This is a genomic window from Pseudonocardia endophytica (genome assembly GCF_004339565.1).
Lineage (GTDB): Bacteria > Actinomycetota > Actinomycetes > Mycobacteriales > Pseudonocardiaceae > Pseudonocardia > Pseudonocardia endophytica.
This window is the reverse complement of record NZ_SMFZ01000001.1, coordinates 699753-714444: the sequence shown is the minus strand read 5'-3', so window position 1 is coordinate 714444 and position 14692 is coordinate 699753. Positions and strand designations below refer to the sequence as shown.

Below are 14692 nucleotides of genomic sequence, written 5' to 3'. Positions count from 1 at the left end.
CGTGCGGGCGGGGTGGCCTGCACATCGGACGGGGGAGCACTCGGTGGCGCCTGGGCGCGCGCGGTCGGTCGTGGTCGCGGTGGCGCTCGCGCTCGGCGCGGTCGTCCTGTGCGGATCGGGGGCCGCCTATGGCGCGGTCCGGGCGGCGGGACCGTCCACCCTGCCGTCCGCCGGACCGCCGTCCACTGTGGCCGTGGTGCCCGCGCCGGTCGTCCCGACACCGCGGCCGGACGTGTTCACCACCGGAGTGCGGGTGAGCCGCGACGGCGAGGACGGGCTGTGGCTGGCCTGGTCGTTGCTCGAGCGGGACACCGACCGTCGCGTCGGCTCCGCGAACGCCACGACCGAGCGCACCAACTCCGAGTCGGCGATCAAGGCATGGATCGCGGCGGACACGCTGCGCGACGCCCACGAGGACCGCCGCGCGGTGACCGCGACCGAGCGCGACCTGATCCGCAGGGCCGTGCGCAGCAGCGACGACGACGCGGCCGAGGGTCTCTACCGGCGCCTCGGCGGCGACGCCTCGCTCACCCACCTGCGCCAGACGTGCGGGGTCGCGGTCTCGACCGAGCAGCGCGGCTACTGGGCGCTCACCCAGATCACCGCCGTGGACGCGACGCGCACGCTGGACTGCGTGCTGCGGCTCGCGCCGCGCTGGCCGGGCGGCGCGGAGCTGATCGGTGACCTGCGCTCCATCGACGACGACGGCCGGTCCGGCATCGCGGCGCTGCTGCCGGGGGAGCGGGTGGCCGAGAAGAACGGCTGGACCTACCACTCCGCGACCGGGTGGAACGTCAACTGCGTCGTCGCCTCGGACGACTACGCGCTCTCCGTGCTGACCCGGTTCCCCGGCGACCGTCCCGAGGAGTTCGGGTGGCAGGTCTGCCGGGACGTCGCCGACGACGTGCTGTCCGCGACGCGCGACGTCTGATTTTTTCATCGTCTGTTGAGTTCCGGCCACGTGCGGGACTACCGTGGTTCATGGACACGACGGTGGGCCTGGACGAGGTCGGGCCGGACGATCTGGCGGACGTCGGCGGCAAGGCGGCCAACCTCGGTGTGCTGCTCCGGGCCGGTGTCCGTGTGCCGGACGGCTTCTGCGTGCGCACCGACGCGTACCGCCGGGTCGCGGCGGTCGCCTGCCCGGAGGCGGCGCCGGACGCCCGGTCCGCGCGAGAGGCGTTGCTGGACGGCGCGATGCCCGACGACGTCGCCGCGGCCGTTCTCGCCGCCTACCGGAAGCTCGGGGACGACGTCCCGGTCGCCGTGCGCTCGTCCGCCACGGCCGAGGACCTCCCGACGGCGAGCTTCGCCGGTCAGCAGGACACGTACCTGAACGTCGTCGGGGAGACGGCACTGCTGGACGCCGTGCGGCACTGCTGGGCGTCACTGTGGACGGACCGGGCGGTGGAGTACCGGGCGCGCAACGGGATCGATCCGTCCACCGTGGCGCTCGCGGTTGTCGTGCAGCGGATGGTCGAGGTCGCCGTGGCCGGGGTGCTGTTCACCGCGGACCCGGTCAGCGGGCGCCGGACCCGCACCGTGATCGACGCCGCGCCGGGCCTGGGGGAGGCCGTCGTGTCCGGCGCGGTGAACCCGGACCACGTGACGGTCGAGGCCGACGGCTCCGTGGCCGGGTACCGCGTGGGGGACAAGGGCGTCGCCGTCCGCCCGGTCGCCGGCGGTGGCGTGTCCACCGTGGCCTCGGACGGTGATCCGGTGCGCTGCCTGGACGATGCGCAGATCGCCGAGCTGGTCGCGCTCGGTCGGCGGGTCGAGGCGGACTTCGGTGCGCCGCAGGACATCGAGTGGGCGATCGCCCCCGACGGGACACTGTGGACGACCCAGTCCCGTCCGATCACGACACTGCACCCGCTCCCGCCGCCCGGCGGGCCGGGACTGCGCGTGCACGTGTGCGTGAGCCTGGCCCAGGGCCTGACGGGCCCGTTGACGCCGATGGGCATCTCGGCGATCAGGGTGGTCGCCTCCTCGGTGGCCGGGGCGGTGTTCGGCTTCCCGGTCGCCGACCGGCTCACCGGCCCGCCCGCGCTCGGCGTCGCGGGCGGGCGCGTGTTCGTCGACGCGACACCCGTGCTGCGCAGCGCGGCGGGGCGGCGGCTGGTGCCGATGGTGCTGGACGTGATGGAGGCCCGGTCGGCCGTCGTGCTGCGCGGGCTGTTCGACCGGCCGGAGTTCTCCCTGCGCACGACGTCGTGGCGGCCGTTCGCGACCCGGCTCCTCCGCGCGCTGGCCCACTTCCGGATCCCGCCGGTCGTCGTGATGTCGCTTCTCAGCCCGGCCGCCGGGCTGCGGCACGTGGAGGGGGCCCGGCGGCGGACCCGCGGGCTCGCGCCCTCCCGGCCGGGTGCCGGACCGCACGAGCGCGTCGACCACGCCGTCGACACGATGGGTGAGGTGTTCACGGCGATCCCGGCCGTCGCGCCGGTGGCGGCGGCGGGGTTCGTCGCGCTCGGCGCCGCACGGAAGCTGGCCGGCCCGGACCTGGACGCCGCAGGAGTGCACGAGGTGCTGCGCTCCCTGCCGCACAACTGCACGACCGAGATGGATCTCGAGCTCTGGGACGTCGCGACCCGGGTCCGTGCCGACGCGGCGTCGGCGGCCGCCCTGTCCGAGCGGCCCGCCCCCGACCTCGCGATCGCGTACCGCCAGGGTGCGCTGCCGCCGGTGCTCGACACCCAGCTGCACCGGTTCCTGGCCGAGCACGGCCACCGCGCCGTCGCCGAGATCGACCTCGGCGTGCTCCGCTGGAGCGACGACCCGTCGTACCTGCTCGGGGTGCTGGCCGGGTACCTGCGCACCGACGACCCGGACGCCGCTCCGGACGTCCGGTTCGCCCGTGGCGCGCGGGCCGCCGAGGATGCCGTGCGGTCGGTCGTGGCCGCGGTACGACGACGGTCCCGGCTCCGCGCGGCCGCCGTCCGGTTCGCGCTCGGCCGGACACGGCGGCTGGCCGGCCTGCGCGAGGAGCACAAGGACCTGCTCGTGCGGAGGCTCGCCCACGCCCGTCGCGAGCTCGCCTCGGTCGGGACCGATCTCGCCGCCCGCGGCCTGCTCGACGACGCCGAGGACGTGTTCTCCCTCGAGCTGACCGAGGTCCGGACCGCCCTGGACGGTGCCGACCACCGCGCGACCGTCGCCGACCGGAAGGCCGAGCACGCCCGTGAAGCCCTGCGACGGCACGTCCCGCGGGTGTTGCTCTCCGACGGCACCGAGCCGGAAGCACTCGCGGCCGGGACGCCGACGCCGGGAGCGCTCACCGGGTCGGCCGCGTCCGCAGGCGTCGCGACCGGACCCGCACGCGTCGTACTCGATCCGGCCGGTGCGCATCTGGAACCGGGGGAGATCCTGGTCTGCCCGTCCACCGACCCCGGCTGGACGCCGCTGTTCCTCACGGCGGGCGGACTCGTGATGGAGATGGGCGGCTCGAACTCGCACGGCGCCGTCGTCGCCCGCGAGTACGGCATCCCCGCCGTCGTCGGCGTACCGGCCGCGACCAGCACGATCACGACCGGCGCGACGGTCACCGTGGACGGAGCGGCCGGCGAGATACGGATCGCTCGATAGACCGGGAATCCCACGGGGCGTCCCACGTGTTGGGACGGGGGAGAGGCGGAGTGGGAACGCTCCGACACACCCCCACGAAAGGTGACGAGACGACGATGACCGGCTTCTTCGGGCCGGGCGACCCCTCGCAGGGCGGTCCCGGCGACCCCAGCGGCCCGGGCAGGCGAGTGGACCTGACCCGCCTGATGAGCGCGGGTGCGCGGGAGATCATGGCGGGCGCCGCCCAGGAGGCGTCCGACCGTGGCGACACCGACCTGGACGCCGCGCACATCCTCCTGTCCTGCGCGCGTACGGACGCGACGCGCCGCTGGATCGCGCGCGCAGGCGCGGATCCGGACGTGATCGCCCGGACGCTGGAGGAGCGCCTCCCGCGGCAGGAGTCCGACGGCCGCATGCCGTCGCTGACCCCGTCCGCCAAGCGCGCGCTCCTCGACAGCCACCAGATCTCCCGCTCGCTGGGCTCCAGCTACATCGGGCCGGAGCACCTGCTGCTGGCGCTCGCCGGCAACGAGGAGTCCGCGGCCGGCCGGCTCCTCGCCCGGGCCCGCTTCACCCCCGGCTCGGTGGCTCCCGGCGGTCAGCAGGGCGGCGCTGCACCGTCTGCGGCCGGGCCGCAGATCCCCGAGCAGGAGAGCCGGACCCCGACGCTGGACCAGTACGGCCAGGACCTCACGTCCGCCGCACGGTCCGGGGAGCTCGACCCGGTGATCGGGCGCGGCGACGAGATCGAGCAGACGATCGAGGTGCTGTCCCGGCGCACCAAGAACAACCCGGTGCTGATCGGCGAGGCGGGCGTCGGCAAGACGGCCGTCGTCGAGGGCATCGCCCAGCGCGTCGCCGACGGCGAGGTGCCGGACACGCTGCGCGGCCGTCGCGTCGTCCAGCTGGACCTGTCCGGCGTGGTCGCGGGCACCCGCTACCGCGGTGACTTCGAGGAGCGCGTGCGTGCGCTGATCGACGAGATCCGCCAGCACGCCGACGACGTGATCGTGTTCATCGACGAGCTGCACACGATGGTCGGCGCCGGTGGCGGTGGAGGGGGCGAGGGCGGCGGTTCGATGGACGCCGGCAACATGCTCAAGCCCGCACTCGCCCGCGGCGAGTTGCACGTGATCGGTGCGACCACGCTGGCCGAGTACCGCAAGCACATCGAGTCCGACGCGGCGCTGGCCCGCCGGTTCCAGCCGGTGCTGGTGCCGGAGCCGACGGTGGAGGACACGGTCGCCATCCTGCGCGGCCTGGCCGACCGCTACGAGGCGCACCACCAGGTCCGCTACACGCCGGAGGCGCTGCGGGCGGCGGTGGAGCTGTCCGACCGCTACGTGACCGACCGGTTCCTGCCGGACAAGGCGATCGACCTGCTCGACCAGGCCGGTGCCCGGGTGCGGCTGCGCACCCGCACGCCCACCGTGGACCGCCGCGAGATCGAACAGCGCATCGAGCAGCTGGAGCGGGACAAGGACCAGGCCGTCGCGCACGAGGAGTACGAGCGCGCGTCGCAGCTCCGTGACGAGATCGGCGCGGCCCGCGCCGAGCTGAGCGGCGCCCCCGGTGACAAGCCGGACGCGAAGGCACCCGAGGTCGGCGTGCACGAGATCGCCGACGTCGTGTCCCGGTCGACCGGCATCCCCGTCTCCCAGCTGACACAGGCCGAGAAGGATCGCCTGCTCAAGCTGGAGGACGAGCTGCACGGGCGCGTCGTCGGGCAGGACGCGGCGGTCACGGCCGTCGCGGAGGCGATCCGCCGCTCGCGGTCCGGCCTCGGCGACTCCGACCGTCCGGTCGGCAGCTTCCTGTTCCTCGGCCCGACCGGAGTCGGCAAGACCGAGCTGGCGCGGGCGTTGGCCGTGTCGCTGTTCGGCGACGAGGACCGGATGGTCCGGCTCGACATGAGCGAGTACGGCGAGAAGCACACGGTCGCCCGGATGATCGGGGCGCCTCCCGGCTACGTCGGCTACGGCGAGTCCGGGGAGCTGACCGAGGCCGTGCGCCGCCGTCCGTACTCCGTGCTGCTGCTCGACGAGATCGAGAAGGCGCACCCGGACGTGTTCAACACGCTGCTGCAGGTGCTCGACGACGGCCGGCTGACCGACGGTCAGGGCCGCACCGTCGACTTCCGGCACACGGTGATCATCATGACCTCGAACGTGGGGTCCGAGCTGATCACCGGGCACGGCATGACGCTGGGCTTCGGCTCGGCCGCCCAGCAGAGCGGGTCCGCCGCCGAGCGCGAGGACGCCGTGCTGTCCGAGCGGTTGATGCCGCGGCTGCGCGAGGTGTTCCGTCCGGAGTTCCTGAACCGGATCGACGAGACGATCGTGTTCCGGCGCCTGGACGCCGAGCAGCTCGAGACGATCACCGAGCTGCTGCTGCGCGAGACCCGTTCGCGCCTGGAGGCCCGTGGCATCACGCTGGACGTGACACCGGAGGCGGTGCGCCTGCTCGCCGGACACGGCTACCAGCCGGAGTTCGGTGCCCGACCGCTGCGTCGCACGATCCGCCGGGAGCTGGACAACCCGCTGTCCACGCTGCTGCTCGACGGAGACCTCGGGGAGGGCAGCACCGTCCGCGTCGACGTCGTCGACGGCGAGCTGCGGATCTCGCCCGCGGATCGCGAGCCCGTCGGCGTCTGATCCCGTCCCGCACCGCGCCCGTTCCCGGTTCGCCGGGGCGGGCGCGGTCGTGTGTCAGCCCGGCGGGGCGGCGCCGTGCCTGCGAACGCCTGGATCCGCCGATTCCGGCACCACCGTTGCGCGACACGGCACCGGCTCGACCGTGGGGGATCACATAGACATGCGAATACATGCATGGGTAAGGTCGCCCTGAGAACGACGGGGAGGGCGCATGGGACACGGGCACGGACACGGCGGCGCGGACGCCGACCGGCGGCGGCTCACGATCGCGCTGCTGGTCACGCTGGCCACGGCCGTGCTCGGTGCCGTGGGGGCGCTGCTCACCGGGTCGCTGGCGCTGCTGGCGGACCTCGGTCATCTGCTCACTGACGCGGGCGCGCTCGCCGCCGCCGTGCTCGCCGCGGCCCTGGCCACGCGGCCGTCGACGATGCGCCGCACCTACGGCTTCGGCCGCGCCGAGGTCCTCGTGGCGGGCGCGAACGCGTTGACGCTGGTCGCCGTCGTCGTCTGGGTCGCGATCGAAGGCGTGTCCCGGTTGTTCGACCCGGTCGAGATCCCGGGCCTGCCGCTGCTGGTCATCGGTGCGCTGGGACTCGCCGGGAACGTCGTGTCGCTCGTCGTGCTGTCCGGTGGGGACCGCCGGAACATGAACATGCGCGGCGCGATGCTGCACGTGCTCGGCGACGCGCTCGGGTCGGTCGGCGTGCTCGCGGCGGCCGTCGTGCTGCTGACCACCGGGTGGCCGTACGCGGACACGATCGCGTCGCTGCTGATCGTCGCGCTGATCCTGCCGCGGGCGGTGTCGCTGCTGCGCGAAGTCGTGCACGTCCTGCTGGAGGGTGCCCCGCGCGATGTCGACCCCGCGGAGGTGCAGGCCGCGCTGCTGGAGCTGGCGGACGTCGACGAGGTGCACGACCTGCACGTCTGGGTGATCAACGATCGGACGCCCGCGATGTCCGCGCACCTCGTCGTGCACGAGGAGTCGGAGATGCACTGCGGGGACGCGTCGGTGCTGGACCGTGCGGGGCACCTGCTGCGGGAGCGCTTCGGGCTGGCGCACACGACCCTGCAGGTGGAGCACGTCGCGCACGTGGCGCACGAGGACCACTGCGGCTGAGCGCCCGGGAGCCGAGCGGTTCACCCGTCATGATCGACTCGCGTCGAGATGTCACTCATGGCTGTCGGGGGCGCCGTCGAACAGCCATGAGCGCCATCTCGGCGGGTGATTCACGCGGAGCGCGTGTCCTCCCCGACCGGTTCGGCGCCGTCGGGTCCGGAGTCGTCAGGTGGCGGGCGCCTGACGAGGAACGCGGTGGCCACCAGCCCGGCGAGGGCAAGGACGCTGGAGACGAGGAAGACGACGGTGTACCCGGCGGTCGACGCCGCCCTGGTCGCCAGCAGGTACTCCGCGAGCCGGGGGTCGAACGTTCTCGGATCGAGGCCGACCTGCTCGGCGTTCTCGATCGCGTCCCGTAGCGCGGCGCCCCGCTCCGGGGTGAGGGCGGGCAGACCCTTCTCGGCGACCTGGTCGTTCAGCACCGCGACGTACGTCGAGTGGAACACGGCGTAGAGCAGCGCGATCCCGACGGCGCCGCCACCCTGCTCGGCCGTCGCCGACACGCCGGAGACCTGGCCCTGGTCGCGGTCGGGGACCATGTCGAGGCTGACCGGGTCGTTCACGGTGAGCACGATCGCGAGGCCGACGCCGTAGGCGAGCAGCCCGGGCAGCAGCCACCAGAAGTTCTGCGGGCCCACTCCCGCGGCGAGCAGCAGGCCGGCCAGGGCCAGCACGGCGAAGCCGACCACGAGCGGGGGGCGCCCGCCGCCGCGGTCGTACCAGCGCCCGACGAGCGGGGCGACGACGACCATCGGCACCGTCGTCGCCAGCAGGGCGATCCCGGCCAGCCCCGGGTTCATCCGCAGGTTGAGGATCAGCAGCAGGGGGAAGATCAGGCCGAGGCCCATCTCCGCCATCCCGGCGACGCCCTGGCTGATCGTCGCGCCGAGGTAGTTGCGGCGGGACCGCAGTAGGCGGGGATCCATCAGCGGCTGGGCGGCGCGGCGCTCGCGCACGACGAACAGCACCCCGGCCACGACGGCCAGCGCGAGCGGCACGAGCACGCCGGGCGACGTCCAGCTCCACGTCGTCGTCTGGGCCAGGCCGAACACCAGGCCCATCAGCGCGATGCAGGCCAGCACCGCGCCCGCCACGTCGACCGACCGGTTCCCGTCACCCGGCTCGTCGCGCGGCACCGCGCGCAGCGTCGCCCACACCGTGACGACCAGGAGCGGGAGGTTGATCAGCAGAACCGCGCGCCAGCTGATCAGCGACGTGAGCGCACCACCGATCGTCGGCCCGAGCGCACCCGCGGTGGCGGCGATCCCGCCCATCGTGCCCAGCGCCCGGCCCCGCTCGTTGCGGTCGAACGCCGCCCCGACGATCGCGATCGTGGCGGGCAGCATCAGCGCTCCGCCCACGCCCTGGCAGACGCGGGCGCCGAGCAGCACCGCGAACGACGGTGCCAGCCCGCCGACGGCCGACGCCCCGGCGAACAGGACGGCCCCGACCAGGAAGACCTTCCGCCTGCCCAGGACGTCCCCGAGCCGTCCACCCAGGACCAGCAGCCCGGCCAGCGGCAGCAGGCTCGCGTTGAGCACCCACTGGACGAGCAGAGAGCTCACGCCGAAGTCGTCGGCGATGTCCGGCAGCACGAGCGGCACCGCGGTCTGGTCGACGAGGATCATCGCGTTCGCGACGGTCATGCCGGCCAGCACGAGCCGCCGGGCGGCTCCCGTCACCGTCGTCCGCGATGTCATGGGTCCCTCGCAGTGGTCACCGAACGCGATGTGCGGCCGCCACGCCGGCTGGTCGCACCGTCGACAGCCACCTCGTGCGAGGGACGGGCCGCGTTTCGCCCGCGTGAACCACGAACGCCCCCGGACCGTTCGGTCCGGGAGCGTTCGCCGGTGGAGCTCAGTCCAGGTAGTCCCTCAGGACCTGGGACCGGGACGGGTGCCGCAGCTTCGACATCGTCTTGGACTCGATCTGCCGGATCCGCTCACGCGTGACGCCGTAGACCTGGCCGATCTCGTCCAGCGTGCGCGGCTGGCCGTCGGTGAGACCGAACCGCAGGCGCACGACGCCCGCCTCGCGCTCGGACAGCGTCGCGAGCACCGACTGCAGCTGGTCCTGCAGCAGCGTGAAGCTCACCGCGTCGACCGCGACGACCGCCTCGGAGTCCTCGATGAAGTCACCGAGCTGCGAGTCGCCCTCGTCGCCGATGGTCTGGTCCAGCGAGATGGGCTCCCGGGCGTACTGCTGGATCTCCAGCACCTTCTCCGGGGTGATGTCCATCTCCTTGGCGAGCTCCTCCGGGGTGGGCTCGCGGCCCAGGTCCTGGAGCAGCTCGCGCTGGATGCGGCCGAGCTTGTTGATGACCTCGACCATGTGCACCGGGATGCGGATGGTGCGGGCCTGGTCGGCCATCGCGCGGGTGATCGCCTGGCGGATCCACCACGTGGCGTACGTGGAGAACTTGTACCCCTTCGTGTAGTCGAACTTCTCGACCGCACGGATGAGGCCCAGGTTGCCCTCCTGGATCAGGTCCAGGAACGCCATGCCGCGGCCGGTGTAGCGCTTGGCCAGCGAGACCACGAGCCGGAGGTTCGCCTCCAGCAGGTGGTTCTTCGCGCGCTCGCCGTCCCGGACGATCCAGCGCAGGTCCCGGCGCATCTGCGGGGAGACCTTCTCGCCGGCCTCGAACACCTTGCGCAGCCGCTCGGCGCCGTAGAGGCCGGCCTCGATCCGCTTGGCGAGCTCGACCTCCTCCTCGGCGTTGAGCAGCGCCACCTTGCCGATCTGCTTGAGGTAGGCGCGGACCGAGTCGGCCGAGGCGGTGAGCTCGGCGTCCTTGCGCGCCTGGCGCAGCGCCTCGGACTCCTCCTCGTCCCAGACGAAGTCGGCCGACTTCTGCTGCGACGCACGCGTCGTCGGCGCCTGACGGTTGGCGCCGGTGTTCGTGTCGTCGTCATCGTCGTCATCGTCGTCCGCCTCGACGGCGGCGTCGGGCGTACCGGCGGCCTCGGCGAGATCGGCCTCGATGTCGTCCGCGGCCACCTCGTCGACCGCGAGCTCGCCCTCGTCCGGAGCGGCCTCGTCGAGGTCGACCTCCTCGACGCCCTCAGCGGTCTCGACGACGTCGGTCGCCTCGCCGTCCGTCGCGACGCCCTTCTTCGCGGCGGGTTTCTTCGCGCCCGGCCGCGTGCCGGTCTTGGTGGCCGACTTGGTCGCCGCCCCACTGCGGCGGGGGCGGGTTGCGGTGCTCGGCGTCTCGACGGTCGAGTCGCTGCGTGCTGCGGAGTTTGCGGCTGCCACCTGGGCCCTCTCGCTACGTGCGCTGGAGTGGTACACCGGACCGCGGTCCACCCGTGGGCGGCCGTGTCGCGCCATGGCGTGCGTCCGGCGATCTCGCGTGTCTGTTGTGTCGTCGCCGCCTCGGTCGCCGGCGTTAGTGGGTGGTCGCCGCGCGTCCCGGAGGAGGGATGCCGCTCCATTGTAACTGCGTGCACGCAGCCGGGGTGCACCTCCGCTCCCGCGCGTGGCGGGAACGGCCGCGAATGGTCGGATGGTGCCATGACCGCACCGCTCCCGGACACCCCCGATGTCCTGCGCGACACGGCCGAACGGGTCGCCCGCGAGGCTGCGGAGCACCTGCGCTCCCTGCCGGCACCGCACGCGTCCGCGCAGGTGGGCGACGGTGCGGTGTGGACGAAGAGCTCGCCGACCGACGTCGTCACCGAGTCCGACGCCTCGGTGGAGCGGTTCCTGCGCGACCGGCTGGCCGTGCTGCGGCCCGGCGAGCCGGTGTTCGGTGAGGAGGGCGCGGGGAACGAGTCCGAGGCCCGCTGGGTGCTCGACCCGATCGACGGCACCGTGAACTACCTCTACGGCCTGCCCTGGTACGCGATCTCGGTCGCCGCCGTGCGCGACGGCCGCACGCTCGCGGGCGCGGTGGCGGAGCCGGCGTCCGGTCGGCTGTGGAGCGCGGCGCTCGGCTCGGGGGCCACCCGCGACGGTGTCCCGTTGCGCGTGTCCACGACCACCGACCCGTCGCAGGCGCTCGTCGGGACCGGGTTCTCGTACCGGTCCGAGCGGCGGGAGCGGCAGGCGCGGATGGTGGCCGGCCTGCTCCCGAGGGTCCGCGACGTCCGCAGGGCCGGTTCGGCCGCGCTCGACCTGTGCGCGGTCGGTGCCGGGTGGCTGGACGGGTACGTGGAGCACGGCTGCCACTGGTGGGACTGGGCGGCCGCGTCGCTCGTCGCGGCCGAGGCGGGCGCCGTGCTCGGCATCGCGGGCGGACCGGACGACCTGGGCCCTGCGCCGGGCGGCGCGGGTCCCGGCGGGCTGGGTGCGGACGTGGCGTTCGCCGCGGCACCCGGCGTCGCGGCCGCACTCGTCGACCTCGCCCGGGAGAACGGCGCGGGCGAGGTCTGAGGGACTCCTCAGCAGCCCGACTCGCGGGCCTGCGCGAGCAGGTTCGGGTCGGCCACGGCCGGGCGTCCGTTCGCCCCTGCGGGCTGCGAGAGCTGGTCGAGCACGTCGCGGGCGGCCCGTCCGGGGGAGACGTCGGTGAACGAGGCGCCGATGACGACGTCGACGTTGGCACCCGGGCGGTTGTCCCGTACCAGCTCGACACACGGCAGGACGAGCGCCAGTGTGGACGCGGCGCCCTCCCCGGTCGGGCCGAACCGCAGCTGCCCGACGCAGTCGAGGTCGCCCTGCGGGTAGCGGGAGTCGTTCAGCGGCGGCCGGGCCTCGCTGAACTCCAGGTCGCCCAGCTGCGCGGACACCAGGTTGGCCTGTCCGCGCTGGTCGCCGGCGTTGAGCACGGTGAACCGCACGTCGCGCGGCGCGGTCGGGGTGACGTCCTGGAACTCCGAGCGGTCGACGACGGTACCGATCTCCGGACCCTGCGACGGCGGGCTGCAGCTGATGTCCGACGGCCCGCCGGACGACACGATGATCACCGGGACCCAGATGACCACCATCAGCACGGCGAGCACGATCGACGTGATCACGATCGGGCGGGTGCGCCTGCGCTGGTAGGGCCGCTGGCGCGTCGGGAACGGGGACTCGGGCAGCCGCACCGACCTCACCGGAGCCCCGGGAACGCGTCGGTGCCGGAGTCCAGGAGGTGGTGACCGAGCCCGACGAGCGGCCCGACCGCGTCCTCCAGGCCCTCGGCCATCTCGGCAGGCACGGCGCCCGCCCGGACCCGGGACAGGATGCCGGCGAGCACCACGGCGAGCTTGAACGCGCCGAACCCGGCGTACCAGGGCAGCGGGGCGAGATCGAGACCCGTGCGGTCCCGGTAGGCCATCGCCACCTCGGCGCGGGTCGGGAACCCGGGCAGCCCGGTCGGGCTCGGCAGCTGCTGCGCGTCCGACCAGACCGCTCCGTCGCCGTCCTGCTCCCAGTAGACGAGCAGCAGGCCGAGGTCGGCCATCGGGTCGCCGAGCGTGGACATCTCCCAGTCGAGCACGGCACGGATCCGGCCGGGGTCGTCCGCGGCGTAGAGGCAGTTGTCGATGCGGTAGTCGCCGTGCACGATCGTGTGCCGCTGGGTCGACGGGACCTCGGCGGCGAGGCGCTCGGAGAGCCGGGTGAGCTCCTGTTCGGTGCGCTCGTCGGTGGCCGACGGCGCCGAGGAGTCGTCCCTGGCCGCCGCCCACTGCTTGCCCCAGCGGCGGATCTGGCGCTCCATGAACCCGTCCGGCCGTCCGAAGTCGCCGAGCCCGACCGACTCCGGGTCGACCCCGTGCAGCTCGCCCAGCACGTCCACCAGCGCCTGCCCGGCGCGCGCACGCCCGGACTCGTCGCAGGCCCATCCGTCCGGCAGGTCGCGGCTCACCGGCACGACGCCCTCGACCATCTCCATCACGAAGCAGTCGGCGTCGACCGGGCCGCCGTCGCTCCCGTCGTGGTGCGCGAGGATCGCGGGCACCGGGACGGACGTGCCGGCCAGCGCCGCCATCACACGGCGCTCGCGGCCCATGTCGTGGGCCGTCTCGGCCACCGATCCGACCGGCGGCCTGCGGAGCACGACCGACCCCGCCCGGCTCTGCACGCGGTACGTGAGGTTGGACCGCCCGGCGCCGACGGTGGACAGCCGCGAGTCCCGCCATCGGTCGTCCCCGAGCTCGCCGGCGAGCCAGGCGCCGACCCGCCCGGGGTCCGCTCCGGGAGTGGTGTCGTCCGTGTCGTTCGCGCCGTCCGCGCTCCCCGCCGTCACGGTGCGGAACCCTAACCGGAGCTCGCATCCCGGGCCCGCAGCGACGGGCCGGGAGGCGTCGGGTTACCCTCCCCGCCGCCGGTGGAGGACCAGCCGCCCGGCCACGGCCGCCCGGCGGCCGCGGCGAGGGGGAGAACGATCGGCGGTCTGACCCCATCGACGGGGTGAGACCGGCGTCACTCCAGCACCGGGCACAATCCCCGCGTCCGCGACGTTCCCCTGCGGCACGGGCGAACGTGAAGTGCGAGAGGACCGCAGCTTGCCCGCGCCGGTGAGCTGCACGGACGTGACGAAGCAAGGGTGGACAATGGCGACCGACTACGACGCCCCACGACGCAACGAGGCCGACGAGCTGGCCGAGGACTCGCTGGACGAGCTGAAGGCACGGCGGAACGAGGCGCAGTCCGCGGTGGTGGACGTCGACGAGACGGACACGGCGGAGAGCTTCGAGCTCCCTGGTGCCGACCTGTCCGGCGAGGAGCTGACGGTGAACGTCCTGCCGAAGCAGGCGGACGAGTTCACCTGTGCCAGCTGTTTCCTGGTCCACCACCGGAGCCGCCTGGCGAGCTCCAGCGGTGGGCAGTTCATCTGCCGCGACTGCGCGGCATGACCGATCGCGCCCGGCCCCGGTCACGGGTCCGGGCGCGCTCCGTTCTCACCGGCCCTTGCGGCCCTTCTCCAGTGCCGCGACGAGACGCTCCGGGTCCCGGCTGCTCAGCACCCAGTAGGGCTCCGGCGCGTCCGGATCGGTGATCTCGATCCGCACGAGCCGGCCGATCCACGCCCTGTGCAGCAGGAACGCGGTGGGATCGAGGTCCGGCCCGAGCGCCTCCTGCTTGTCCCCGCGTTCGACGACGTCGGTGCGGCCGACGTGGCGCAGCGCCACCGACCGGTCGCCGGCGCCCAGCGTGTCGCCCTCCACGCGAACCCGGGATCGGCCCAGCCACCACAGCGCGGCCACGCACAGCGGGATCAGCACGAGGTAGCCGATCCAGGACCGGAACCCCGGATAGCCCATGTGCACCTCTGCGCCGAGCAGCAGTCCCAGACCGGCGGCCGGTACGTACCACCACAGCGGCACCGACAACCGCTCGTCGAACGCAGTGGGGCCGGACGTCGCAGAACTCGTCGGTGCGACCTGTTCGCTCACCCGGCCAGGGTAGCGTCGGTCGCCGTGCCAGG

The 14692-nt window shown here is 73.7% G+C and carries 11 protein-coding genes; 6 read left to right on the top strand and 5 right to left on the bottom strand.

The window, feature by feature from the left end:
• The first annotated feature begins 43 nt into the window (after positions 1–43).
• From EV378_RS02860 to EV378_RS02845, 4 genes are all read left to right on the top strand, one after another.
• Entirely contained in the window at positions 44–931 is an 888-nt protein-coding gene (locus EV378_RS02860; RefSeq protein WP_132421190.1) for a serine hydrolase, read from the top strand.
• Positions 932–981: 50 nt separating this feature from the next.
• The gene (locus EV378_RS02855) at positions 982–3585 is read left to right on the top strand and encodes a PEP/pyruvate-binding domain-containing protein (protein ID WP_132421189.1); all 2604 of its coding nucleotides are present in this window, start codon (positions 982–984) and stop codon (positions 3583–3585) included.
• 95 nt (positions 3586–3680) lie between these two features.
• Complete coding sequence (locus EV378_RS02850) at positions 3681–6218, top strand: ATP-dependent Clp protease ATP-binding subunit (RefSeq protein ID WP_132421188.1); 2538 nt, start codon at positions 3681–3683, stop codon at positions 6216–6218.
• A 211-nt stretch (positions 6219–6429) separates the two neighbouring features.
• On the top strand, positions 6430–7335 hold the full coding sequence (locus EV378_RS02845; RefSeq protein ID WP_132421187.1) for a cation diffusion facilitator family transporter: 906 nt from the start codon (positions 6430–6432) through the stop codon (positions 7333–7335).
• A 110-nt stretch (positions 7336–7445) separates the two neighbouring features.
• Here EV378_RS02845 and EV378_RS02840 read toward each other — a convergent pair whose 3' ends face one another.
• Positions 7446–9035 carry an MFS transporter gene (locus EV378_RS02840; RefSeq protein ID WP_132421186.1) on the bottom strand — a complete coding sequence of 530 codons (1590 nt, stop codon included), beginning with the start codon at positions 9033–9035 and terminating at the stop codon, positions 7446–7448.
• Between the two features lie 157 nt (positions 9036–9192).
• Positions 9193–10668 carry an RNA polymerase sigma factor gene (locus tag EV378_RS02835; protein ID WP_132421185.1) on the bottom strand — a complete coding sequence of 492 codons (1476 nt, stop codon included), beginning with the start codon at positions 10666–10668 and terminating at the stop codon, positions 9193–9195.
• A gap of 183 nt (positions 10669–10851) precedes the next feature.
• On the opposite strand from EV378_RS02835, the gene EV378_RS02830 reads away from it, so the two are divergent.
• Positions 10852–11712 (top strand): inositol monophosphatase family protein, encoded by an 861-nt coding sequence (locus EV378_RS02830; RefSeq protein ID WP_132421184.1) that lies wholly within the window; start codon positions 10852–10854, stop codon positions 11710–11712.
• Between the two features lie 8 nt (positions 11713–11720).
• Here EV378_RS02830 and cei read toward each other — a convergent pair whose 3' ends face one another.
• Positions 11721–12365, bottom strand: a complete 645-nt coding sequence (gene cei / locus EV378_RS02825) for an envelope integrity protein Cei (protein ID WP_243653234.1) — start codon at positions 12363–12365, stop codon at positions 11721–11723.
• A 5-nt stretch (positions 12366–12370) separates the two neighbouring features.
• Complete coding sequence (locus EV378_RS02820) at positions 12371–13510, bottom strand: phosphotransferase family protein (RefSeq protein ID WP_132421183.1); 1140 nt, start codon at positions 13508–13510, stop codon at positions 12371–12373.
• A gap of 307 nt (positions 13511–13817) precedes the next feature.
• Between EV378_RS02820 and EV378_RS02815 the strand changes: the two genes are divergently transcribed.
• Positions 13818–14120: a DUF4193 domain-containing protein gene (locus EV378_RS02815; RefSeq protein WP_132421182.1), complete on the top strand. Its 303-nt coding sequence runs from the start codon at positions 13818–13820 to the stop codon at positions 14118–14120.
• A gap of 45 nt (positions 14121–14165) precedes the next feature.
• On the opposite strand, the gene EV378_RS02810 is transcribed toward EV378_RS02815, so the two are convergent.
• Positions 14166–14660, bottom strand: coding sequence for a DUF3093 domain-containing protein (locus tag EV378_RS02810; RefSeq protein WP_132421181.1), 495 nt, complete (start codon positions 14658–14660; stop codon positions 14166–14168).
• Between the last annotated feature and the right edge of the window lie 32 nt (positions 14661–14692).

What these genes read in the sequence shown, in the direction of transcription:
- EV378_RS02855 (WP_132421189.1), top strand. Translation starts at nt 982, where the DNA reads ATGGACACGACGGTGGGCCTGGACGAGGTCGGGCCGGACGATCTGGCG.
- EV378_RS02830 (WP_132421184.1), top strand. Translation starts at nt 10,852, where the DNA reads ATGACCGCACCGCTCCCGGACACCCCCGATGTCCTGCGCGACACGGCC.
- EV378_RS02845 (WP_132421187.1), top strand. Translation starts at nt 6,430, where the DNA reads ATGGGACACGGGCACGGACACGGCGGCGCGGACGCCGACCGGCGGCGG.
- EV378_RS02840 (WP_132421186.1), bottom strand. Translation starts at nt 9,035, where the DNA reads ATGACATCGCGGACGACGGTGACGGGAGCCGCCCGGCGGCTCGTGCTG.
- EV378_RS02850 (WP_132421188.1), top strand. Translation starts at nt 3,681, where the DNA reads ATGACCGGCTTCTTCGGGCCGGGCGACCCCTCGCAGGGCGGTCCCGGC.
- EV378_RS02835 (WP_132421185.1), bottom strand. Translation starts at nt 10,668, where the DNA reads ATGGCGCGACACGGCCGCCCACGGGTGGACCGCGGTCCGGTGTACCAC.
- EV378_RS02815 (WP_132421182.1), top strand. Translation starts at nt 13,818, where the DNA reads ATGGCGACCGACTACGACGCCCCACGACGCAACGAGGCCGACGAGCTG.